Below are 25,394 nucleotides of genomic sequence, written 5' to 3'. Positions count from 1 at the left end.
TCCCTACTTATTTTCTATTTCATCTTGCTTGCCCGTCTCAAGAGACTCAACAGCTTCTGCATCATCAGAATCTTTAATCGTATAGTTTGTCAAAGCAGGAATCTTATTTTTTAAAGCTTCTAACTCATTACTATCAGAAAAAATCATATCTATCGTTTTTTTAAGATTACGATTATTTTCTATATCCTTAGCAAAAGATGCTAATATTTCTTTCATTTCAAGCAAAGCTCTAATCTCAGGAACTTTTTTAGCGACCGCATCAGGCCTGAAGTCTTTTACACTTTGGATTCTATAATTAACCTTCAAGTTGCTAGGATCTTTAGAGACAAAATTAGGAGCTTCAAAATCAAAAGATATATTCATATCCTCTAAAGCTCTATCAACTCCATTATCTATTCTTCTTACTTCTCTATCTGCAAACTCTTTTTTTGCATCTACAGACCTTCCTTTTGATAGATCTCCGACTACTAAAACTCTATAAGGCAATTCTTTTTTCTTCAAAACACCATCGACATTAGTTTCATAATTTATCATCAACCTTGAATTTGGAATCTTATTTTTTGCCATCTCTTCTCCCTATTTATCCTTACAAAAGCTTTAATATGAAATCTAGCAAAGAGTGCAACTAAAACAAACACTTTATACAGCAATTATTTTTTTTAAATTATTTAGCAAAATAGTTATTTAAATATTGGTGTAGCATTCCTTGATTTTTTAGATGACGATATGTTCTTATAAATTAAGGCCAGACTCTTCTGGAAGCATCTACCAATTAGAATTACAAGAAATGAGGGTTTATTTTATGCCAAAGTATGAACCAATGACATCAAACTTTAACGATGCAAATAGTGTTGATGATATTATCAATAAATACAACTTTGATGATTCTACAGAATACGCTTATGCCAAAACATCAAAAAAAGATTTTCTTAGAGCATACTTCCTCAATAGTAGAGCAAGACAAGCTTTTTTTGAAGAGGAAATCGTAATTAGACAAAAGCATTCTTTACAAGATGCAATGGAAAAAGGCTATGATGCTGTTAAAAAAGAAGTTTACGAAAAAAACTTGGGTAAGCTTGATGATTTAAGCATCTTTAGTAACTGGCAGCTCAAAGCAAATGATAAACGTGTTCAATCATGGAAAAGTATAACTCTTGATGAAAAATATCAGTTTTTTATCAAGCAGTCTAATGATCAAGAGCTTGGTGGAGGCAATGTAGCTTACATAAATACTGTAAATCCATTTATTCTAAAGTTTAAACTAAAAGCTGCTGGAAGTATCGGTAAGCTAATTGATGCTATAAAAAAACAGATAAATCCAAACACCGAAGATAAATTTCCGAGTGAAGTAGATGCTAACTTTGGCGTAGATTTTAATGCATCATTTGCTAAGTCAATTAATGGTTATGGTAATCTTTGCCTATGGACCTCGCTACCAATATATGATTTTCAGAATCATAGAACTGACGATGTCATGCCTATTTACCTCAATCTAAGTGGTTTTTGTTGCTCTTACGAACACACCATAGGATTTACATTAGGTGGTAACGCTTCATATAAGCCCACTAGAGCTCAAGTTGATTCTTTCGATGAAAATGGTAAGCAAATTTTTGACAAAGATGGAAAACCTGTCAAAGAAGACAGTAAAAAAATTGCAGATATTCTAGCATCTAACTGGTCTGCTACGGCAACATTAAACCTAATCGATCTCAAACATAAAATTAGTTGCTTAAGAGCGTCATATAGACTTATAACACCAAATGATAAAATGCTAATCCCAGATATTGTCTCTGAAAAAAATACTGCGGTCAAAGATATTGCTTTAGAAGATATCAACAGACTTTTCTTTGACAAGGACATATATCAAGGTTACGCAACGAAAAATCCTACAAACTCATTAGAAAAGTTTGGTACTTTAGAAAGTGGAAAAATTATTAAAGGTAAAGTTGCAAAACCTAAACATAACATCATTACTGGCTCACGTCAGCAAGAGTCAGAATCGGATCCTAGATTTGTAGTTACTACTACTGAGTCTGGACATTATATTAAACTGGGAGAAATCAGTGCTAAAGCTGGTTATAAAGTAAATTCTCTAGAAATACATGATTCAGATGAATTAAAAAAATATAGAGAAAAAATCAAAGAATACGATGAAATCATAAATCTTGAGTTTACTAATCGCGAAGGTACACTATCAGAGCAACTTAATCCTATTTATGATTCCATAGATACTCTAAAAACAGAAGTTGAAGCACGACTTTGTGTTTTTGATAGGAAATCTTATTCTAAAATACGTACAATAAATGTAGCGATACCATTTGATAGAAGCTTATTAGTACCTGATAAAAGCCTAACCAAAGGCACTCAAGATAAGTTGAGTTTACATGAAAAAAGTATTTCAGGGAAAGGATTAAAGGATTATTACCATGTTAAAGGTATTAGAAATAATTCAACTAACTATAAGCCTGTTACAATAGCAAATAATAATGTTGATGACCTTGCTAAGCTAAACTTAGGAAGAGAAACTTTTTTAGATAGGTTATCTGGACATGCTCAAGACATTGCTAATCCTAACCCAGGAGTTGATCCAGTTGCAGATCCTCAGAAAGTAGATAACTTTTTATCAGATACCTTCAACTTCCAAGATGCTACTGACTCAAGAGAAACTGATGCTATAGTTATTCAAAACACTATATTAAATTACACTCAAGATTTTGATATTGAAATTTCAATGGATTCTCAATCTAAAAATTCATGGTTTAACTCTAAAAAAGCCTCTCTCATAACTGCTTTAGCATCTACAGAAGATAGTACCAAGGGTGGTCAAGTATCTAAAGAATATGATTTAGATAAAAGAAAATCGAATGAAGAACTAAAAAAACAAATCATAGACTATATTAATGCTAATGAACCTTCTAAAAGCAAAGACTTTAGTCCAGCAAAGGCCTTAGAAGAATTCTTGGCCTCTGAGAATGGTTCCGGAATAAAATCAACAAATAACATTTCATATATTTCATTATGTCGACTTCTAGAGAAAAAACCTTTAGATAGTGAGTATGAAAACACTACTAGCTCAGCTATATATTTTGGCTCATCTTTTAACGTACCAGTCTATCAAAATCTTATGAACTACATAAATATTTTAGAAGAGCAGTACACTTATGACTATAACATTATAGATAATGTCACTAGAATAATTGAAAACGGTAATAACAAGAGTGATATTTATCTAGATATATATTTTGCTCTCATGGAAGAGTGTCTTAAACATTCCAATTATGATTCTGTAGAAGGAATTGAGCAAAGACTAGAAGATGGCATTGAAAGGATTATTTCCATTACTCTAAACAACGCTCTTAGAGGAATAGTTGCTCTAAGAAAACAAAAGTGGAAAAGTAATGGAGTTCATGTTTTCAGTAGTGCTGACCATGATTTTAAGTACTGGATGCAAAATAGATTACATGAATTAGACTACTTACTATGCCAGGAATTCTCAGCATATCTAGGAATGATAGCAGACTTCCACAACTCAACAACTCATTCTCAATATTCACAAATAAAAACTGCTTTTAGATTTATTAGACTTAGAAATATGTTCCTTGTTAAATTCTTAGAGCTTAAAAAACTATTCATAAAGAAAAGAAGGTTAAATGGTGTAGATATATCTGATGAGCATCTAAAAATGTTTAACAGCATAATCACGTTCTTATGTTCTTTTGATTTTAAAAACTTAACTAAAGACTTTAATTTTAATGATGAATATGAGTCACAAATATTTGAACATTTTTTCAATGGCTGTGTAAATATCGAGGGCTTTATGGAAAGTCTTACAAAAATGCAGCAAGCCTGTGTTAATAGTAGTGTCCCATATTTGAATTTTCTTAAATACTTAAGTGATAAAACAAACAAGGATATGCTAAACGGTTTGATAGAAAATATCAGCAAACTTGGATTTACGACATCTTTAGTCATAGAATCATGTTGGAAAGCTAATGAACAAACCTTAGGTGACCTTAATATAGATATCAATAACAAAAATAAAGAAGATAAAGCAATACAACAAAGTGTAGGACGACTATATAAGCAGATATCAAACAAAGCTAATAATGATAAGAGATTTACCACTGATAATTTTGTTGGGTTTAGAATACTTAAACAAGAAGCATCGACAAATACAAATGTAGCTAAGTTCACTATTGGACTAAGAGCTGAAGTTTCTTCTGGAACTGTAGAACTAAGAGCCGGAGACACAAAGCTAGTAAATGTAAATGTTTATAAGATATTAAAAAAGTATGGTGTCGATAATGTTTGTGGAATACCTGTCAAAGCTTTTAAAGAAATTGTTGAGTGCCTAACAGAAGCTACACTTGATCTTGAGGTTGGTATGACAAATAATGAGGAGAGATCAAGCCAAGCTCTGGTAACTATAATAGCTCAAAATCAAGAACTAAAAAAATATGTACGCCCTACTATTGTCCTATAACACTAATATCCATCTACTATTTTTATATACTCTTACTAGAAAAAGTTAACCTGTCCCAATATCACTCTATCTTTTGCCCCTGTTGCCGATGGAATATTATTATAGCTATTGTTAAGAGTTTCATTTCCTAACACAGCAAAGGCTATAGCTTCTTTTGCATCACTACTATGCCCAATTTCTTCAAACGTGATGACTTCGACATCTATCAGTTTTTTAATAGTTTCTATCAAAAATATATTATACGCCCCTCCCCCAGTGAAAATTATTTCATCCAACTCAACTTTATCAAGTACAAAATCATTATATGCTTTGGCTATACTCTCCGCTGTAAATATAGTTAGCGTATGAACTATATCTTTAGGATTGCTTTGCTTATATTTATCAAGAATATAATCTGTATACCCAATACCAAAAAGCTCTCTACCCGTTGACTTTGGTGGATTCAGAGCTAAATATGGATTTTGCAAAAGCTCTTGCAACATATCTACAATAACTGTACCAGAAGCTGCTATTTCGCCATCTTTATCATAATCTCGATTAAACAAAACTTCCATTGCCCTATTTATCATCATATTACCTGGACCAGTGTCAAATGCATATATATCATTAATATTTGCATTTCTAGGAATAATTGTAGTATTAGCTATTCCACCAATATTATGTAGAGCACGTGATTTATTTTTATCACTATAAAGAATATAGTCCACATAAGGTACCAAAGGGGCTCCATCTCCTCCAGCTGCAATATCTCCGGCTCTAAAATTTGACACAACTGTTGTTCGACATTCATAAGCTATCGTCGCAGCATCACCCAACTGTAATGATGATTTAATAAAACCATCTTCATTTTTTGCTTGGTGATATATAGTCTGCCCATGACTAGCTATGAATTCGATATCTTCTAATTTTAGGTTATTCACAGCTACTAATTTCTTTACAGCATTAGCATATTCAATTCCAAGCTTAAAATTAAGACTACATAATAGCTGAGCATTACTTCTTGTTAAATCTAAAGACTGCTTAATATCGTTTAATAAATCTTCTGAATATGAACATGTTTCAAAACTAACTAACTTAAGATCTGTGTCTAATCCATATCCTCGAACCTTACATAAAGCCACATCAATTCCATCTAACGAAGTTCCAGACATAATTCCAATACAGTATTTATACTCACCCATCTCTGCTATCCCAATAGTAAAATCTTAATTTTATTATATCCTACTAGCTAATTCACAAACACTGATTATTTCAATTTTTAAAGTCCCATTACTTTTTAGAATTACTCTCTCTTAGACTTGTTAACATATATAACTTTGTTTATCCTAAAGTTAGAAACAATTTTTTGTTAATCATATGAAATACTTTCAGCTCAAGCTTTCGCTATTTCTCATTTTCTTTATTAGCGCTATTTTACTTAATAGCGTTGGTATTGTGATTCTACAATCGGTCACTCATTATCAGGTCACAGAAGTTCAAGCAAGTATTCTTGAGGCATGCAAAGATCTTACTATAGCAATAGTTTCATTTGCTATTTGTTCATTTATTCCAAGATTTGGTTATAAGAATGCCATGCTTTTAGGACTAGCAATTATTGCTACAGGATGTATTACCATGGCAAGCCTAGATAGTTTCTTTACAGCTAAACTACTATTTGTTTTAATAGGCGTAGCTTTTGCTCTTATCAAAGTATCTGTATATTCAACTGTTGGATTAATTACCAATGACTCAAAAGCACATGCTAGCTTAATGAGTCTATTAGAGGGTGTCTTTCAGGTTGGGGTTGTTTTATGCTTTTTTGTATTTAGCATATTTATTCACTTTGGTAACTGGCTTGGCACATACTGGTTATTAGCAGGCTTATGCTTAGTTGCATTTTTGCTACTTTTATTTACCAAACTTGATGAATCAGCAGTACAAACATCTAAAAATTCTAATTTTCTAGCAGATACTTTAAGTATGCTAAAACTCATAAAGCTACCAATTGTGATGTTATTTATAATTAGTGTATTTTTTTATGTATTTATCGAGCAAGGTGTACAATCTTGGCTTCCAACATTTAACACTAGAGTACTTCACCTTTCTACATCAACCAGTGTCTTTATGGCAAGTATTTTTGCTTTAAGCATAGCTGCTGGTAGAATCACTTTTGGCTTCATAATGAAAAAGATTGACTGGAAAGTAATTATTATCGTAGGCCTTATATGCTGTGGAATATTAATAGTATCAACCTTACAACTATCTAAACTAATAGACACTAATAAAACAGATTCTTATATGGCTATAGTTATAGCACTACTGTTTCCTATGATTGGTTTTTTCATGGCTCCAATATATCCAACATTATGCTCAAGTATTCTTAGTAGCCAACCTGAAAACTTACAAAGTGCTATGGCTGGTTTAATAATCATATTTTCCGCTTTAGGTGGTACTATTGGTTCGAGGATAATTAGTGAAATATTTGCACACTTTGGTGGTGTAACCGCATTTTACTGCGTACTTATACCTATAGCACTTTTAGTACTATTAATACCCCCTTATGCCAAACTTCATAGGAATAAATAATTATGTCTAATAAACAACAAGAACAAGTAATTCAATTATCAGGTGAACTTTTTGAAGCAGTTCAATTAAAACCATGTTTCAATGACTCAAAATACTTTGTTGATATGACTCCTAAAAGATCTTCTCAAGATATCTTTGATGATTACAAAAAGCTCAAAGACATTGTTGATTTTGATCTTGAAGCTTTTGTCGAGAATAACTTTTACCCTCCGATATCAGAAAAAACTTTTGATAATAGTAAAGAATTATCACTACAACAATACATAAAACAAATGTGGCATTTTTTACATCAATCATCAGATGAAAAAAACTCACTAAGTTCTCTTATAGCACTTCCAAAACCTTATATAATCCCCGGTGGAAGGTTTAGAGAGGTTTATTATTGGGACTGCTATTTTACTTGTGAAGGTTTACGAGTTGATGGCGAAATACAGATGATTAAAGATATTGCAGATAACTTTGCATATTTAATAGATACTGTTGGCTTTGTACCAAATGCAAATAGAAAATACTATCTAACTCGTTCGCAACCTCCTTTGTTTTATCTAATTATAAATATCCTATATCAAGAGCTAGGTATAGCAGCTATTGAAAAATATTTACCAACTTTAGAAAAAGAATATTCATTTTGGATGAATACGCAAAGAAATGTAAACGGTTTAAATAGATACTGGGATGAATCAGCTACTCCTAGACCAGAATCATATCGCGAGGATATTGAACATGCACAAAATATATCAAACAAGCTTGATTTCTATCGTAACATCCGTGCAGCTTGTGAATCTGGGTGGGATTTTTCTAGTCGTTGGTTTGCTAATACAAATGACTTTAGTACTATTCAAACAATAGATATTCTACCTATTGATTTAAATAGCTATCTATATGGATTAGAGAATCTACTAGGTAAATGGTTCACTGAAATTTCAGACCAAGAAAAAACGACTAAATATTTAGAGTTAGCTGAAAAAAGAAAAAAACTTATTCAAAATACTTTTTGGGATAATAAAAAAGATTTTTTTTATGATCTAAATACTAAGACAAATAAGGTTACCAGCATTACAAGCTTAGCAGGAGTGACACCACTATTCTTAAATATAGCTACTCAAGAACAAGCTCAAAAGGTTGCTAAGGTTATAGAAAATCAATTTTTAACAGCGCATGGACTTATTACAACAACTTTAAATACTTCTCAACAATGGGATTCTCCAAATGGCTGGGCACCATTACATTTTGAAGCTGTTATAGGTTTAAGAAATTATGGTTTTGACAAGCTTGCAGAAACCATTGCTAAAAGATTTGTAGATACAGTTAATCAGAAATTTAAAGAGACTGGAAAGATCCGTGAAAAATATGATGTAGTTGATCCCAAAGCAAATGCTGGTGGTGGAGAATATATAGTACAAGATGGCTTCGGTTGGACAAATGGCGTTGTCGCAAGCTTTATCAAAATGTATAAATTATAAATATACAGAATCTTAACATTCTTAAACCATTAAGAATACCAAGCTAAATTAATGTAACTAACTAAAAAAATTCTTGCTGAAAATATAGAAAAATTAGAAAGAAATATTATTTCACGATTGGATCAAGTTCACCACTTTCATAACGTTGGAACATTGTTTCAAGTGAAATTGGCTTAATTTTATTAGCCATACCAGCACTACCAAATGCTTCATATCTAGCCTGACAAATTTCAGACATTGCTGCTTTTGCTACTGCATTATATTTACGTGGATCGAATTCAGCAGGATTTTCTGCCATAAATCTTCTAATCGCTCCAGTAGCAGCCATACGTAAATCAGTATCAATATTTACCTTACGCACACCATATTTAATTGCTTCAACGATTTCCTCTACTGGCACGCCATAAGTCTCACCCATAGCACCACCATAAGTATTGATTACTTCTAACCAATCTTGAGGTACTGAAGATGAGCCATGCATTACTAAGTGAGTATCAGGAATTCTTGCATGAATTTCTTTTACTCTCTTGATAGATAATACATCACCTGTAGGTGGCTTAGTGAACTTATAAGCACCGTGAGAAGTACCTATAGCAATTGCTAAAGCATCAACTTTTGTTTTCTTAACGAAATCAGCAGCTTCTTCTGGATCTGTAAGCATTTGATCCATAGACAAAGTACCCTCAGCACCAACACCATCTTCTTCTCCTGCTTGTCCAGTTTCTAATGAACCAAGACATCCAAGCTCACCTTCAACTGATACACCACAAGCGTGAGCCATATCAGAAACAGTTTTTGTAACATTAACATTATACTCATAATCAGAAGGAGTTTTACCATCTGATTTTAATGAGCCATCCATCATTACAGATGAAAAACCTAATTGAATAGATCTTTGGCAAACAGATGGAGATGTACCATGATCTTGGTGCATACAAACTGGAATATGAGGATACTCTTCAATCGCTGCAAGAACTAAGTGTCTTATAAATGGAGCTCCTGCATACTTTCTTGCACCCGCAGAACCTTGTAGAATAACTGGTGAGTTAACTCTATCAGCAGCTTCCATAACAGCTCTTACTTGCTCAAGATTATTTACATTAAATGCTGGCAACCCATATCCATGCTCTGCAGCATGATCCAATAGTTGACGCAATGAAACTAAAGCCATGTTTATCTCCTTATCTTACTTGACCTGCAATTATTACTTTAATTTTATTTGTGCTTCCATGTACACCCATACTATCACCACTTGTTAAAACAAGAATGTCACCATCCTTGGCCAAGCCTCTGCTTTCCAACTCCATAGATGCAGATCTATTGACATACAGCTTAGACATTCTAGTAGAGTCAAAATATAGAGGAACAACTCCTCTGAACAATGTCATTGCTCCTAATGTTGTAGCATTACGTGATAGTGCATAAATAGGTAAATCAGAATTTATACGTGACATCCAGCGTGAAGTATTCCCACCCTCTGTCAATACAATTAAACCTTTTGCTCCAATGTCATTGGCTATTTTAACAGCAGCGACTGATACAGCATGATCCACTCTATCACAATCAGCAATTTTTTGCTTTTTAGTAATATGCGTATACTTACTTCTTTCTGCAGACTCACAAATTCTTGACATTGCAGAAATAGTTTCAACAGGATACTTACCAACAGCTGTTTCAGCTGATAACATCACTGCATCAGTACCATCAAATACAGCATTTGCTACATCAGATGCTTCAGCACGAGTAGGAGATGAATTCTCAATCATTGACTCCATCATTTGAGTAGCTGTGATAGAACCCTTCTCATTTCTTCTGGCTGTACTAATAATTAATTTCTGTACAGTAGGGACATTTTCATCGCCGATTTCAACAGCTAAATCACCACGAGCCACCATCACAAGATCAGAAGCGTCAACAATGCCTTTGAGGTTATCTTCTAATACGGCTTCTGCTCGCTCGATTTTAGCAACCATTGCGGGCTTCCAACCAGCCTCATTAACAAGCTGGCGAGCATATTCCATATCTTTGCCATCTCTAACAAATGAAACAGCTAAGAAATCCACCTGAAGCATAGCTGCTACTTTGATATCTTGCTTATCTTTATCTGTTAAAGCTGGTGCAGTAAGTCCACCGCCTTTTTTGTTGATCCCTTTGTTATTAGAAACTTTACCACCGATAACAACTTTTGTTACAGCTTTGTTACCTTTAACAGAATCAACTTCTAGAACAATTTTACCATCATCCACCAATAGTATATCGCCCTTCTTAACATCTTGAATGAGCTCTTTATAGTCAATACCAACTGTATTTTCATCACCATCTTCGATACCAAGATCTGCATCAAGTGTGAATTTTTGACCTTTCTTGATTATCACAGAACCATTCTTGAACTTCGATAGTCTTATTTTTGGACCTTGTAAGTCCGCTAAAATACCGACATAAGTATCTTGTTCTTTTGCAATTTGACGTATCAGATCAACTCTTTTACGATGATCTTCAGCAGATCCATGCGAAAAATTACATCTTACCGCATTAACACCTGCTTTAATCATCTCTGTCAACGCTTCTCTAGATTCACTAGCAGGACCAAGCGTAGCTAAAATTTTCGTTCTTCTCATATAAATAACCTACAGTTATATAGTTGCTTTCTCTTTCAATATTTCTACAGCAGGTAGTTTCTTACCTTCAAGAAACTCTAAAAATGCTCCACCAGCAGTTGATATATAAGACACATTTTCTTTAATATCAAATTTCTCAATCGCTGCAATAGTATCACCACCGCCTGCAACAGAGAAAGCATCTGATTCAGCTATCGCTAATGATAGAGCTTTTGTACCTTCTGCAAAATTATCAAATTCAAATACTCCTACAGGACCATTCCATAGAATAGTGTTAGCAGATTTTAAAAGCTCTGCAATATTTCTTTCAGACTTTGGACCTATATCTAGTATCATTTCATCATCAGCAACATCAGCAACATCTTTAACTACTGCAACAGCATTTTCGCTAAACTCTTTGGCAACTCTTACATCTACCGGTACAGGTATGTTTACACCAAACTCTTTCGCTTTTGCCAAGATATCTTTAGCTTCACCAACTAGATCTTCTTCATATAGTGAATTACCAATATTAAATCCTTCAGCTTTTATGAAAGTGTTTGCAATACCTCCACCAACAATAAGAATCTCAACCTTATCAAGAAGATTGTGTAAAACAGATAACTTTGTTGAAACTTTAGACCCACCAACTATAGCAGCCATTGGTTTCTTAGGAGCCTTCAAAGCTTTTTCTAGTGCTTTGATTTCATTAGCCAAAAGTAGACCGGCACACGCTACAGGCACATACTTAGCTACTCCATAAGTCGATGCTTGAGCTCTATGAGCTGTAGCAAATGCATCCATAACAAACACATCACCAAGACTTGCTATTTTTTTTGATAGCTCATCGTCAGACTTTTTCTCACCTTTATTGAAACGTACATTATCGCACATAACAATTTCACCAGCTTTAGCATCAACACCATTTAGCCAATCTTTAGCAAATCTAACTGGTTTATTGATGATTTGGGATAATGCTTCAGCAACAGGTTCAAGTGAAAACTGAGAGTCATACTCGCCTTCTGTAGGGCGACCAAGATGTGACATTAAAATCACTGCTCCACCTTGATCTAAAATATACTGAATAGTTGGAATAGCTGCCTCTATTCTGACTTTGCTTGCAACCTTGCCATCTTTGACAGGCACATTAAAGTCAACACGAACTAAGACTTTCTTGTTCTTAAGATCAACATCTTTTAATGTTAGAAAACTCATTTATACCACCTATAAGTGTTTACAGAGCTCCAAAGTACTCTACTACTCTTACCATTTGATTTGTATATGACATTTCATTATCATACCAAGATACAACTTTAACTAGAGACTTATCTCCAAGTAAAGTAACTTTAGTTTGAGTTGCATCAAATAATGATCCTTCAGAAATTCCTACGATATCACTAGATACCAACTCTTCTTCTGTATAACCAAAAGATTCATTAGCAGCGGCTTTCATAGCAGCATTTACATCTTCAGCTGTTACACTCTTAGACACTACAGCAACTAGTTCTGTTAATGACCCAGTAGGAACAGGAACACGCTGAGCAGCTCCATCTAGCTTACCTGCAAGTTCAGGAATTACCAAACCAATAGCTTTAGCAGCACCAGTTGAGTTAGGTACAATATTTACAGCTGCAGCTCTTGCACGACGGAAATCATTTTTAGCATGAGGCGCGTCTAAAGTATTTTGGTCACCAGTGTAAGCATGAATAGTTGTCATAAATCCACTTTCAATTGTTGCCAAATCATGAAGACCTTTAGCCATAGGTGCTAAACAGTTAGTTGTACAAGAAGCAGCTGAGATAATTTTCTCATCTGCAGTTAATATATCATGGTTAACACCAAAAACTACTGTTGGCAAATCATTACCAGCAGGAGCTGAGATAACTACTTTTTTAGCACCAGCATCAATATGAGCTTGTGATTTTGCTTTTGATACATAAAAACCTGTACATTCTAATACTAGGTCTACTTTCAATTCACCCCAAGGCAAATTAGCTGCATCTTTTTCAGCATATATTTTAATTTCTTTACCATCTACAACAATAGCATCATCTTTTGCAGTTGTAACAGCTGCTTTTGAAAATCTACCTTGAGCGGAATCATATTTTAATAAATGTGCTAACATTTTTGGATTTGTTAAATCATTGATCGCAACAATCTCTATACCAGCCTTGTCAAACATTTGACGAAAAGCTAAACGACCAATTCTACCGAAACCATTAATTGCAACTCTCATTTTAATCTCCTTAAGATATTATCTTTCGAAAGTTTATTACACATATTTAGCAACTATGTTGCTGATATTTTCTACAGTAAAACCGAAATGCTTAAATAAATCCTCAGCTGGCGCGGACTCACCGAAACTATAAATCCCTTTTACTTCACCACCAGCTTTAGGCATATACTTATACCATCCATCAGGCTGAGCCATCTCAACAAAAATCGCTGGAATATCATCTCTTATTACTGATTTTTTATACTCTTGAGTTTGAGTATCGAAAACGTCGACACATGGAATAGAAGCAACATTAACCTCCACCCCTTTGTCTTCATATTTTTTTGCTACTTTAATAGCTAACTCGACTTCTGAGCCAGTAGCTACAATAGTTAGTCTAGCATCGTTATTATTTCTGACTAAATATCCGCCTTTCACAATATTAGAAACTTGTTCTTTCGTCTGAACCACAGGCTCTAAACCTTGACGCGTTAGTACCATAACACTTGGAGTCTCATTAGACTTAACCGCTTCATTCCAAGCAACCATTGTTTCAATGGTATCTGCTGGTCTCCAAACATTTAAGTTTGGTATCAATCTTAAACTAGGAACGTGCTCAATAGGTTGATGAGTAGGACCATCTTCCCCTAACCCAATTGAATCATGTGACATCACATGCACAACAGGCTGTTTCATAAGAGCAGACATTCTAATAGCATTTCTAGAATAATCACTAAATACTAAGAATGTACCTCCGTATGGCTTTAAACCACCGTATAAACTTAGACCGTTCATAATAGCAGCCATACCAAACTCTCTCACCCCATAAGAAAGATAGTTAGCTCCTTTATCGGTATTGTTCAGCCAAATTGATCCACTCCAATTAGTGTTATTTGATCCTGTTAAATCTGCTGAACCGCCAAACATTTCTGGCATATTATTACACAACACTTCTAAAGCCATCTGAGATGCTTTACGCGTAGCCACTTTTACAGGATTCGCTAATTGTGAAGTAATATATTGATTAACTTCTTGCTCAAGATTTGCAGGCAACTGTTTTTTCAATACTCTATTAAATTCTTCAAACTTAGGATTACTCTTATATAAATCCAATTGTTTCTGCCAATTTGCCTCTAAAGCTTGACCTTTTTCTTTAGCATCCCAGAATTTGAATACATCATTAGGAATTTCAAAAGGAGCATAATTCCAATCAAGCTCTTTTGCAGCAGAGGTTCTTTCTTGCTCACTCAAAGGTGAGCCGTGTACAGAAGCGGTACCAGCCTTTTCTGGAGAGCCAAACCCAATAACCGTTTTACAGCAAACCAAAGTTGGCTTACTTTGTTCAGATTGTGCTTTAACTATAGCTTTTTCGATAGCTTCGAAATTATGACCATCTACATCCTCAATCACATTCCAGCCGTAGGCTTTGAATCTCTCAACTGTATTATCAGTAAACCAACCTTTTGTATCCCCATCTATAGAAATACTATTATCATCCCAAAATGCTATTAATTTATTTAGACCTAAGGTACCAGCTAACGAACACGCTTCATGAGATACACCTTCCATTAGACACCCATCGCCTAAAAATACATAAGTGTGATGATCTATTACTTTCAAGTCAGATGTATTGTATCTATCTGACAATAGTTTTTCACCTAGTGCCATACCAACAGCATTGGCCACACCTTGACCCAATGGTCCAGTTGTAGTCTCTACACCTGGCGCATAACCATATTCAGGATGACCTGGAGTTTTAGAATGAAGTTGCCTAAAATTTTTAATATCATCAATACTTAAATCATAACCACTAAGATGCAGTAAAGAATATAAAAGCATAGAACCATGACCATTTGAAAGTACAAATCTATCACGATTCGTCCAGCTTGGATTTTGAGGATTGTGTTTAAGAAACTTGGTCCACAAAACTGTAGCGATATCCGCCATACCCATTGGCATACCAGGATGTCCTGACTTGGCTTTAAGTGTTGCATCGATAGATAGAAATCTTATAGCATTTGAAAATTCTCTAGGGATAGATAAAGACATTATTACTTGATCCTTTTACTGTATTGTCAATTTAAAAAAATATAACTAGTAAGATGATACAGTAGAGACTTTCATAAAACAAGAAATGTATATAGAATAGTATAACAATACGACAATGAAAATATAATGTATGAAAGGCAAACATAGCCAGGTAAATTATGGCATATATGCAAAGCAAAAAAGAGACTTAGAAAATATCAATATTGCTGTAGAAAATTTAAACAACATTTCTAAACTTATAGCTAATACAACACACATATTTAACTGCTCATTCTCTTTTTTTGAAGAAAAAAATCATGCGTGCATTAAATATCACATAGACGGTTCACTTAAACTAATTTGCCAAGAATCACTCGAGCAATTTGACTACCCTATCTCTGTGTCAAACAGCATAATAATCACTGAGGATGATAGGCTCGTACAAGACAGCTTACATGAACCATTCATCTGTGAAAGCGCAATAATAGATTTACAAGATATTATCAAAGAAGAAATACTTTTAGAACTACCCATGGCGCCAAAAAAAGACTCTAGCTCTTGTAAAAAGACAAAAAAACATTCATACTATAGCGAGCAAGAAATTGTTACCGAAGAAAAAGTGAATCCTTTTGAGGTTCTCAAAAAGCTTAAGTAACACAGAATTTAGAATTTAAAATTAAATAAAAGAGGTTATCTAAAAATGGCTGTACAACAAAACAAAAAGAGCAGATCAAAAAGAGACATGAGAAGGTCTCACGATTCTTTAACAACTCCAACTCTATCTACTGATAAGTCTACAGGTGAGCTGCATTTAAGACATCACGTTTCGCCAAATGGCTTTTATAAAGGTAAAAAAGTAGTAGATACAAAATCTGAAGACTAATATCATTCCAGTCAACCTTTAGAATCATCTCACACTATTACTTATGCCTTGGTTAGTGAGTATTTAGAAATATATCAATTAGCGACATAGGAAGTTTTATTTATTATGGGTTACAAAATATCTATAGATGCAATGGGTGGAGATAATGGTCTAAACACCACTATCCCAGCAGCTCTTGAAGCAGTTAAGAAAGACTCTAACTTACAAATAGTATTAGTCGGAGACCACCATAAGGTGAAAAGAGCTTTAGACAGATATTCAAAAGTCAAAAAAATAAAACTGCCAGTTTTACAAAGAATTGCCATTCATCATGCTAGCGAAACTGTCGGTATGGATGAGTCTCCATCAATTGCCGTAAGAAAGAAAAAAGATTCTTCAATGCGTGTAGCAATAAACCTTGTTAAAGATGGTACAGTGGATGCATGTGTGAGTGCTGGTAATACAGGCGCATTAATGGCAACCTCCAAATTTGTCTTAAAAACTGTGAACGGTGTAGATCGCCCTGCTATAGTATATGCACTTCCAGCATTTAATAGAGAGACCAAACAGCTCAGCAAAACTTATATGTTAGACTTAGGTGCGAACGTGGTTTGCTCTTCTGAACAGCTTTTCCAATTCGCAATCATGGGCTCAATACTTGCTGCCAGCTCAAAAGGCTTAGCTGAACCCAGAGTATCTCTGCTAAATATTGGTGAAGAAGAGATGAAAGGCTTAGATAACATCAAAAACGCTTCAAAACTTTTACAGAGTTGTGATTTTATCAATTATCAAGGATATATTGAAGGAAAACATATTTTTGATGATAGTACAGATGTAATTGTATGTGATGGCTTTGTCGGCAATGTTTCCCTTAAAACAATGGAAGGTAGCTTAAGACTTATAGAATCATTAATTAAAAAATCGATTACAGAAACATCGCTACTTATGAAAATACCTGTAATCATGTCTCTACCTTTATTCAAAAAGATGAAAAAAGGAATGAACCTAGATAGTTTTAATGGCGCATCATTATTAGGTTTAACGGGTATTGTCGTTAAAAGTCATGGTAGTGCAAGTGCCAATGCATTTGAAACTGCTATTTATGAAGCAATCAAAGAAATCAAACACAATATACCAAAAACAATTCAAGAATCATTAGAAAAAGTTCTTTAATCACATTCAATCATGATACAATATTTCAAGATAGTAGGCTTTCTTTGGATTGCTTACAATAATAGTTTTTGTTACTAATCTAACTAAATAGGTATGACTATATAATGTTTTCGCAAATACTTGGTACAGGAAGTTACTTACCTGAAAAAATCTTAACCAATGAAGATATAAGTAAATTTGTTGATACTTCGGACGAATGGATTAAACAAAGAGTTGGTATAGAGAGACGCCATTGTGCAAATGAAAAAGAAACTACAAGTTTCATGGCAACTAAAGCTGCTGAAAAAGCCTTAGAGTCTGCTGAGATTAATGCTAATGACATCGATATGATAATAGTAGCAACTAGCACACCAGATTTTATTATGCCATCGACAGCATCAATGGTACACCAAAACTTAAAGATTGATCATTTTAACGTTAGATGTTTCGATATATCTGCAGCTTGCAGCGGGTTTGTATACGCTCTTGACATAGCAAAACAATATGTAGAAACAGGAACATCAAAAAACATCCTAGTAATTGGCGCTGAGAAAATGACTCGAGTTCTTGACTGGAGTGACCGCTCTACCTGTGTACTTTTTGGTGATGGTGCTGGTGCTGTTGTTATCTCAACCAGTCATGAGAAGAAGATTTTATCATCTTTACTTTATACTGATGGTTCATGTCTAGATATGCTAAATGTGCCTAACAACCTTCCAACATCGAGGGGAGAAGCAATAAACATAGATCCATACTTAATCATGGAAGGAAATAAAGTTTTTAAATTTGCTGTTTCAAGACTTTCATCTCTTGCTGATGATTTAATCAAAGAAGCAGGGATACAGTCTAATGAAATTGACTGGTTAGTACCACATCAAGCAAACTATAGAATATTAAATTCAACTGCTAAGAAAATAGATATGCCTATGTCAAAAGTAGTTACAACACTTCAAGATCATGGTAATACATCGGCAGCCTCAATACCTTTAGCACTAGACCATGCAGTCAGAACAAACCAAATTAAACCTGGCGAGACAATCATCTCAGAAGCATTTGGAGCTGGATTTGTCTGGGGTGGATTTATTGCAAAAATTTAATCTTTTTTTGAAAGTTACTTCAATATCATAAAGGAGAATTATTATGTCAAAAATAGCTGTGGTTTTCCCAGGTCAAGGCTCACAAAAACTAGGGATGCTTCAAGATTATTATGAAAAATTTGAAACGTTCAGAAGCATTATTGACGAAGCTAAAACACATTTAGGCTACGATCTATGGAATATCATCCAAAATGATGAGTCAACACTAAACAAAACTGAGTTTACTCAGCCAGCATTACTAGCTACAAGTTATGCTATATACAAAGTATTGAAAGAGCAAAATCCAGAACTCAAAGTAGAATATTTTGCTGGACACAGCCTAGGAGAGTACACTGCCCTTCTAGCAGCTGAATGTATCTCATATAAAGATGCCCTGCAGCTAGTATCAACTCGCGGAAAATTAATGCAAAATGCAGTAACTGATAAAGAATGTGCGATGAGTGCAGTCCTAGGGCTATCAAATGAAGATGTTATAAGTAGCTGTGAAGAAGCTGCTGATGCTGGAGTTGTTGAAGCAGCTAATTTCAACTCAACTGGTCAGGTCGTAATATCTGGTGAAAAAGCTGCTGTTGAAAAAGCGAATATAATTGCAAAAGAAAAAGGTGCTAAAAGAGCACAAATTCTTGCTGTAAGCGTACCATCACACTGCTCACTTATGAAAAATGCTGCTGATAAGTTTGAGTCAGAGCTTGACAATGTAGAATTTAAAGAACCCACTACTGCTATAGTACAAAACTATGATGCAAAATCACATGCAACTCCAACAGAGATAAAATCAGCCGTTGTTAAACAACTCTACAAGCCTGTACTTTGGACTCAATCAATAGAAGAGTTAGTTAAACTTGGCGTTACTGAAGTTATTGAATGCGGACCTAATAAAGTCTTGTCAGGACTAATAAAAAGAATCGATAAGTCATTAACTATCAAAGACACTAATAATGTTGATAGTTTAGAAAATATTTAAAAGGAGATTAACAATGTCTTTAAATGGTAAGATTGCTCTAGTTACAGGAGCTAGTAGAGGTATTGGTTTTGAAGTTGCTCAAGCACTAGCGACTAGAGGAGCTATGGTAATAGGCACAGCCACTAGCCAAGGCTCTGCAGAAAAGTTTGAAAATGAAATGAAAAACAAGGGTTTTCAAGCTAGAGGCCTAGTTTTAAATATCTCTGATATTGAGAGCATCAAAAACTTCTTTGCTGAAGTAAAAGCTGAAAAACTAGTTATAGATATACTAGTTAATAATGCAGGTATAACTAGAGATAATCTAATGATGAGAATGTCAGAGGATGAGTGGGAAGCAGTAATCAACACAAATTTAAGCTCAATTTTCCGCATGTCAAAAGAATGCGTCCGAGGCATGATGAAAAAAAGATGGGGTAGAATCATCTCAATTGGCTCTGTAGTAGGCTCAGCTGGTAACCCCGGACAAACAAACTATTGTGCTGCTAAAGCAGGTGTTATTGGTTTTTCAAAGTCATTAGCTTATGAAGTTGCTACACGCAATATCACAGTAAACGTTGTTGCACCTGGCTTTATCGCAACTGATATGACAGATAAGCTAACAGATGAACAAAAATCATTCATTTCAACTAAAATACCATCAGGTCAAATGGGTGAACCAAAAGATATCGCAACAACTGTTGCTTTCTTAGCTTCTGATGATGCAAAATACATAACAGGACAAACTATCCACGTAAATGGTGGAATGTATATGGCTTAAATTTTGCAAAGTTATTGCAAAACTGATTAAAAAATAATATCATTGGATTTGAATAGTAATTTTAATTTTTTCAAAACAAAAATAAGAAGGAAAAAAACATGAGCGCAAATGAAGTATATGCTAAAGTAAACTCTATTATCGTTGAGCAACTAGGTGTTAAAGAAGAAGATCTTAAACCAGAAGCTTCTTTCATCGATGACTTAGGTGCTGACTCTTTAGATACAGTTGAACTTGTAATGGCTCTAGAAGAAGAATTCGATACTGAAATTCCAGATGAAGATGCTGAGAAAATCAGAACTGTTAAAGATGTTTACGATTATATCGATTCTAAAGTAAACTAATCAAAATTAATCTCCAAGTCCGTACGATATATTCGTACTTTTTTCTAAATGAATATAAACAGGTTAATTTAAATTATGAAATCTAATCGTAGAGTAGTTGTTACTGGCCTTGGTATGGTAACACCTTTAGGAAATGATGTCCCTACAACTTGGGCTAATATTTTGGCTGGTAAGAGTGGTGTAGAAACATTAACTGGTTTCGATACACCTGCTCCAGATATTAGCGAATTTAAAGTTAGGTTTGCAGCAAGGATTAAGAACTTTGATGTAAATGCACTTGTAGGCAAGAAAGATGCCAAAAGAGTAGATCCTTTCTGCTACTATGGTATTGCTGCTGCTAATGAAGCTTTAAAAGATGCTGGTATTGATAAGGTATCTGAAGAAGATTCATATAAGTTTGGTGTTTGTGTCAGTTCTGGTATTGGTGGTATCGAAACATTAGAGACTACTAAATCTGTAATAGATACAAAAGGACCTTCTAAAATATCACCATTCTGTATTCCATCGTCTATTGTTAATATGCTATCTGGTATTATTTCAATAAACCATGGTTTACGTGGACCTAATGTTCCTATAGTTACAGCTTGTACAACTGGTACTCATAACATCGGTATGGCTGCAAGATTAATTGCTAGCGGTGATGCAGATGCTATGCTTGCTGGTGGTTCTGAGAAGGCTAGTAACGCTATAGGCATGGGTGGATTCGCTGCAGCTAGAGCATTATCAACTCGTAATGATGACCCTCAAGGTGCTTCTAGACCTTGGGATAGAGATAGAGATGGTTTTGTTCTAGGTGATGGTGCTGGTGTTGTTGTACTCGAAGAGTATGAAAAGGCTAAAGCACGTGGAGCTAAGATATATGCTGAAGTACTTGGCTTTGGTATGTCTGCTGATGGCTATCACATGACTATGCCATATGCTCCAGGACAAGAGAGATGTATACAAAACGCTTTGGCAGATGCTGGTCTTGAAAATGATCCTGATGCTATTGACTATGTAAATGCTCATGGCACCTCTACTCCTCTAGGAGACGTACAAGAATCTCAAGTTGCAGAAAAAATAATTGGTCAGTATAGAAAAGATCTTGTAATGAGCTCTACGAAGTCTATGACTGGGCACTTGTTAGGTGCTGCTGGTGCAATTGAATCGATATTCAGTGTACTATCGATAAAAGATCAAGTAGCTCCTCCTACAATTAACCTTCAGAACCTAGACGATGGTTGTAATTTAGATTATGCTGCTAATGCTGCTAAGAAAATGAAGATTGATTATGTACTTAATAACTCTTTTGGGTTCGGTGGTACAAATGGATCAGTCATTTTCAAAAAAGTTTAATTTAGAAGTCTCTGATTTCATATTATCATAAAGCCACATTTGTGGCTTTTTTTATTTATAAGGAAAATATCATGCAAATCCATATTATAGATTTGAAATATATCGTTAACGAAGATCAGGTAGCAAATATTAGGCCTCAACATAGAGAGTTTTTAGATATTGGATATGACAAAGGCATCTTTCTAGCTTCAGGACCCAAATCAGATAAGACTGGAGGTGTTATACTAGCTAAAGACAGTATTGAGGAAATTAAAAAATTTATCAGAAATGATCCTTTTTATGTTAATAAAATCGCCGAGTATAACTTTAGTACTTTTGATGCTGTCAAGCATATAAAAGAATTAGCTAAGCAATAAAAGTACCATACATCATTTCCCTCTTTTTACCGAACCCTGTATCTTTCTTAACTTCAAAACCATATTTCTGAAGTAATTTTCTAATTTTTGATGCTGATGTAAAAGTTGCAAAGCTAGTTTGTTTTTTAGAGACTTTTGCCATATCTACAAAAAATGATTCATCCCAAATACTACTATTTTTTGCAGGTGAAAATCCATCAAGAAACCAGGCATCTATTGTATCTAAATCATAAGTACCAATGTATTTTGCGTCATCAATAATCAATTTTAGAATTATATTATTAAATTTATGTATATTTAAGCCAGGTTTGGGGTCATAAGTATTCAAAAGTTTTTCATGCCCTGCTATACAATTTAGTGCTATAAATATCTCTTTTAAATCACCTCGTGAAATAGGATATTTCTCAAATGAGATATATTCTAATTTAGCATTATTGGGAGCTAAGTTTTCCCAGAGATTCATAGTTAGAATAAAATTTAATCCACTACCAAAACCTGTTTCACAGATTCTAAAGACTTGATGATTCGTTAAATTCTTAAATCTATTCTCTAAATGATTATGCTCTAAATAGTTATATGTACTTTCACCAATGCCTGATGTACTAGAGAAATAAAAATCATCAAACAATTCTGATTTTGGAGTGTCATCTTGCCATATTATTTTTGTATACATATTCTTAATTACTTTTAAATAAAGTCTGCTATCAATTAACAAGACTCCTATCTTGCTAAAAGCAACCACTTGTGCAAAAATAACCATTCTATATCTTCACAATATAAAATCAACATGGAAAGTGGAATAAATAATTCATCATCATTCAAGAATAAACTACTAATAACTTTTATATGTTACCTTTGTTACTTTTATACTGCCAATGTCGTTCTAGTAACAGGGGCTGTCATGAAACCCCTATCTGAATATTTTAATAATAGTAATATTGGCTTTGCATTCACATTTATCAACGTAGCAATGTGGTTTGCTATATTGATTATTGGTATTTTGATGAATAGATTCTCAATAAAACTATTATTAATAGCAGCTGTGGCTATTGGTGTAGTTTCATCACTAGTTACTGCTATTACTCCATCAATGTTTACTCTTAAGGTGTTGCTAACTTGTGTGGGTATAACAGGTGGACTATTTATGGCAATAGCAAGCTACATGATTGTACATATCTATAACGATCATAAAATTAGAGCAATGAATGTTATTTTTACAGATTTCTTCTTTAGTTTTGGTGGAGCTCTGATTCCAATTTTTGCAGCCTACCTGATCACACAAAACTTTCAATGGTATACCATTTATTCAATACTACAAATAACTGCTGTTATAATTTTGCTTCTAGTTATCTTTTCTGATTTCACAATACTAAACAGACATAAGACTGAAAGCGATGTTAAAACAAACCTAAGCTTTTCATCATGGAGTTTAAGTTTATACTGTATAGCTTTTGCTGCATTCTTGTTTCTACTAGCTCAATTAACTATGACTAGCTATGCTCAATCTTATTTCCAAGAAATATTAGGGTGGGGTACGATTGACGCAAACAAACCTCTTTCATATTTCTGGACAGCTCAATGTGTCGGATTGTTTATAAGCCCACTTATAACAAGATTTGTACCTTTAAGATATATTCTACCAACATTTATGCTAGTTGGATTGGTAGCATTATCATGCATATTATATATCCCTGATATGAGCACAGTAATAAAAGCGGCTATAATATTTGGTTTATTTAATTGTTATATATATGCTGGTTTACTTGCTTATGGAACTTTCCAAATGGAAAATGCTCCTCCAACACTTATTACAACAATTCTTTTATTTGGTACAACAGGTACAGCTCTATCTACAACTACAGGCGCCTTTATAAACAAATATTTTGGACTTACTAGTGTGATGCATGCTGTAGTGATCTTTTATATAATATCTTTCATACTTGTAATCCTTGCTGTTTTATTCTCAAAAGAACAAAAAAATGCCTAAATGCAACTGCATTAAATATAAGTTTTTCTAATAAAAGATATAAATACTTTTAGTTATAAAATGGTAATCTGATAGTGTATATTTATACAAAATTTATTTTTAAAGTAACGATAGAGAACCATGAAAAAACATTTTACTCAACCAATTATCCTAGGCGTGCTATTAGTAGCATTTCTTGCTAGCATAGCTTATTTTATAGCGAAAATTCCTGCAATTGAAGACCTTGGAATTAGCCCACTAATTATAGGGATTGTACTAGGTATGGCCCTAACTCACACACCTGCAAGTAAGATTATTCACAAATGGAAGGAAGGTATTGTATTTAGTGCAAAAAAAATCCTTAGATTTGCAATAGTCTTTTATGGTTTTAACCTAACTTTTCAATTAATTGCTTCTGTTGGTTTAGCGGGTCTTTCAGTATCAATAATTATGTTGGTTTCAACTTTGGTTATAGGTATTGTGTTAGGTACTAAGATATTTGGATTAGATAGAGATAGCTCTATTCTAGTAGCTGCCGGTAGTGCTGTATGTGGTGCTGCTGCTGTATTAGCTACTGAAGGGACTTTAAAATCAGAACCATATAAAGCAGCTATGGCTGTAGGTACAGTTGTATTATTCGGGACTACAGCAATGTTCTTATACCCTATCCTAATGAAAGCTGGTCTTTTAGGTCATATGACTGATGCTCAGTACGGTATTTTTGCAGGTGGTTCAATACATGAAGTAGCTCAAGTAGTAGCTGCCGGTAGTGCTGTAAGTGCTCATGCTGAAGAAGTTGCCGTAACGGTTAAAATGATTCGTGTGATGATGTTAGCTCCTATGCTAATCGTGATAGGTATATGGATAGCTAAGTCTGCAGCAACTGTGAGTGGGATTAGTGGTTCAAAACCTAAAAAAGGATCAATCAAGAAAATCATTCCTTGGTTTGCTATTGGTTTTATAATAATTGCAGGATTCAACTCTTTAGACTTACTACCAGTAACAGCAGTTAGTAGTATAAGAGTAGCTGACCAGTTTTTATTAGCTATGGCGATGACTGCTTTAGGACTTGAAACTCATGTATCTAAATTTATCCAAGCCGGAATGAAACCTTTAGTATTAGCGTTAATATTATTCGCATGGTTATTTTTTGGCGGCATAGCAATCACTTATGGTATTACTAGTATAATATAGCCTCTTATTTGACCAAAGC

Annotated in this window: 22 protein-coding genes; 14 read left to right on the top strand and 8 right to left on the bottom strand. The window is 34.1% G+C overall.

Annotated elements, in window-relative coordinates; all coding sequences use genetic code 11:
* Positions 1-3 precede the first annotated feature (3 nt).
* Positions 4-567 carry a type VI secretion system contractile sheath small subunit gene (tssB, locus tag F0R75_RS01820; RefSeq protein ID WP_149368551.1) on the bottom strand — a complete coding sequence of 188 codons (564 nt, stop codon included), beginning with the start codon at positions 565-567 and terminating at the stop codon, positions 4-6.
* A gap of 235 nt (positions 568-802) precedes the next feature.
* Between tssB and F0R75_RS01815 the strand changes: the two genes are divergently transcribed.
* Positions 803-4,483: a hypothetical protein gene (locus F0R75_RS01815; protein WP_149368552.1), complete on the top strand. Its 3,681-nt coding sequence runs from the start codon at positions 803-805 to the stop codon at positions 4,481-4,483.
* Between the two features lie 35 nt (positions 4,484-4,518).
* On the opposite strand, the gene anmK is transcribed toward F0R75_RS01815, so the two are convergent.
* Complete coding sequence (gene anmK / locus F0R75_RS01810) at positions 4,519-5,664, bottom strand: anhydro-N-acetylmuramic acid kinase AnmK (RefSeq protein WP_149377180.1); 1,146 nt, start codon at positions 5,662-5,664, stop codon at positions 4,519-4,521.
* A gap of 253 nt (positions 5,665-5,917) precedes the next feature.
* On the opposite strand from anmK, the gene F0R75_RS01805 reads away from it, so the two are divergent.
* The gene (locus F0R75_RS01805) at positions 5,918-7,048 is read left to right on the top strand and encodes an MFS transporter (protein WP_246145966.1); all 1,131 of its coding nucleotides are present in this window, start codon (positions 5,918-5,920) and stop codon (positions 7,046-7,048) included.
* Between the two features lie 2 nt (positions 7,049-7,050).
* A complete protein-coding gene (locus F0R75_RS01800; protein WP_149377179.1) occupies positions 7,051-8,511 on the top strand; it encodes a trehalase family glycosidase in 1,461 nt (486 codons plus the stop codon).
* Between the two features lie 106 nt (positions 8,512-8,617).
* On the opposite strand, the gene fba is transcribed toward F0R75_RS01800, so the two are convergent.
* Genes fba through tkt form a run of 5 tightly spaced genes read right to left on the bottom strand, consistent with a single transcriptional unit; the run spans position 8,618 to position 15,372 of the window.
* Positions 8,618-9,682, bottom strand: coding sequence for a class II fructose-bisphosphate aldolase (gene fba / locus F0R75_RS01795; protein WP_149368556.1), 1,065 nt, complete (start codon positions 9,680-9,682; stop codon positions 8,618-8,620).
* Positions 9,683-9,692: 10 nt separating this feature from the next.
* Positions 9,693-11,129: a pyruvate kinase gene (gene pyk / locus F0R75_RS01790; protein WP_013922759.1), complete on the bottom strand. Its 1,437-nt coding sequence runs from the start codon at positions 11,127-11,129 to the stop codon at positions 9,693-9,695.
* 15 nt (positions 11,130-11,144) lie between these two features.
* On the bottom strand, positions 11,145-12,323 hold the full coding sequence (locus F0R75_RS01785; protein ID WP_149368557.1) for a phosphoglycerate kinase: 1,179 nt from the start codon (positions 12,321-12,323) through the stop codon (positions 11,145-11,147).
* 19 nt (positions 12,324-12,342) lie between these two features.
* Positions 12,343-13,344, bottom strand: coding sequence for a type I glyceraldehyde-3-phosphate dehydrogenase (gap, locus tag F0R75_RS01780; RefSeq protein ID WP_149368558.1), 1,002 nt, complete (start codon positions 13,342-13,344; stop codon positions 12,343-12,345).
* 36 nt (positions 13,345-13,380) lie between these two features.
* Entirely contained in the window at positions 13,381-15,372 is a 1,992-nt protein-coding gene (gene tkt / locus F0R75_RS01775; protein ID WP_149368559.1) for a transketolase, read from the bottom strand.
* A 130-nt stretch (positions 15,373-15,502) separates the two neighbouring features.
* On the opposite strand from tkt, the gene F0R75_RS01770 reads away from it, so the two are divergent.
* The 9 genes from F0R75_RS01770 (at position 15,503) to F0R75_RS01730 (ending at position 22,215) form a co-directional block, all read left to right on the top strand.
* Entirely contained in the window at positions 15,503-16,006 is a 504-nt protein-coding gene (locus F0R75_RS01770; protein WP_149368560.1) for a YceD family protein, read from the top strand.
* Positions 16,007-16,051: 45 nt separating this feature from the next.
* The gene (rpmF, locus tag F0R75_RS01765) at positions 16,052-16,234 is read left to right on the top strand and encodes a 50S ribosomal protein L32 (RefSeq protein WP_013922754.1); all 183 of its coding nucleotides are present in this window, start codon (positions 16,052-16,054) and stop codon (positions 16,232-16,234) included.
* A gap of 105 nt (positions 16,235-16,339) precedes the next feature.
* Positions 16,340-17,386, top strand: a complete 1,047-nt coding sequence (plsX, locus tag F0R75_RS01760; protein WP_013922753.1) for a phosphate acyltransferase PlsX — start codon at positions 16,340-16,342, stop codon at positions 17,384-17,386.
* 104 nt (positions 17,387-17,490) lie between these two features.
* Complete coding sequence (locus F0R75_RS01755) at positions 17,491-18,462, top strand: beta-ketoacyl-ACP synthase III (RefSeq protein ID WP_146420611.1); 972 nt, start codon at positions 17,491-17,493, stop codon at positions 18,460-18,462.
* Between the two features lie 43 nt (positions 18,463-18,505).
* Positions 18,506-19,426: an ACP S-malonyltransferase gene (gene fabD / locus F0R75_RS01750; RefSeq protein WP_149368561.1), complete on the top strand. Its 921-nt coding sequence runs from the start codon at positions 18,506-18,508 to the stop codon at positions 19,424-19,426.
* 13 nt (positions 19,427-19,439) lie between these two features.
* A complete protein-coding gene (gene fabG / locus F0R75_RS01745; RefSeq protein WP_149368562.1) occupies positions 19,440-20,183 on the top strand; it encodes a 3-oxoacyl-ACP reductase FabG in 744 nt (247 codons plus the stop codon).
* 98 nt (positions 20,184-20,281) lie between these two features.
* Positions 20,282-20,524, top strand: coding sequence for an acyl carrier protein (acpP, locus tag F0R75_RS01740; RefSeq protein WP_004287370.1), 243 nt, complete (start codon positions 20,282-20,284; stop codon positions 20,522-20,524).
* Positions 20,525-20,599: 75 nt separating this feature from the next.
* A complete protein-coding gene (gene fabF / locus F0R75_RS01735) occupies positions 20,600-21,859 on the top strand; it encodes a beta-ketoacyl-ACP synthase II (RefSeq protein ID WP_149368563.1) in 1,260 nt (419 codons plus the stop codon).
* Positions 21,860-21,930: 71 nt separating this feature from the next.
* The gene (locus F0R75_RS01730; protein WP_149368564.1) at positions 21,931-22,215 is read left to right on the top strand and encodes a YciI family protein; all 285 of its coding nucleotides are present in this window, start codon (positions 21,931-21,933) and stop codon (positions 22,213-22,215) included.
* On the opposite strand, the gene mnmC2 is transcribed toward F0R75_RS01730, so the two are convergent.
* Positions 22,205-22,888 (bottom strand): tRNA (5-methylaminomethyl-2-thiouridine)(34)-methyltransferase MnmC2, encoded by a 684-nt coding sequence (mnmC2, locus tag F0R75_RS01725; RefSeq protein WP_149368565.1) that lies wholly within the window; start codon positions 22,886-22,888, stop codon positions 22,205-22,207. The genes F0R75_RS01730 and mnmC2 overlap by 11 nt on opposite strands.
* Before the next feature lie 114 nt (positions 22,889-23,002).
* Between mnmC2 and tsgA the strand changes: the two genes are divergently transcribed.
* Positions 23,003-24,202 carry an MFS transporter TsgA gene (gene tsgA / locus F0R75_RS01720; RefSeq protein ID WP_146420617.1) on the top strand — a complete coding sequence of 400 codons (1,200 nt, stop codon included), beginning with the start codon at positions 23,003-23,005 and terminating at the stop codon, positions 24,200-24,202.
* Between the two features lie 120 nt (positions 24,203-24,322).
* Positions 24,323-25,375 (top strand): YeiH family protein, encoded by a 1,053-nt coding sequence (locus F0R75_RS01715; RefSeq protein WP_149368566.1) that lies wholly within the window; start codon positions 24,323-24,325, stop codon positions 25,373-25,375.
* Positions 25,376-25,394 lie beyond the last annotated feature (19 nt).

This window comes from Francisella marina (assembly GCF_008369785.1).
Classification (GTDB): Bacteria; Pseudomonadota; Gammaproteobacteria; order Francisellales; family Francisellaceae; genus Francisella; species Francisella salimarina.
This window is presented reverse-complemented; position numbering and strand designations above follow the sequence as displayed.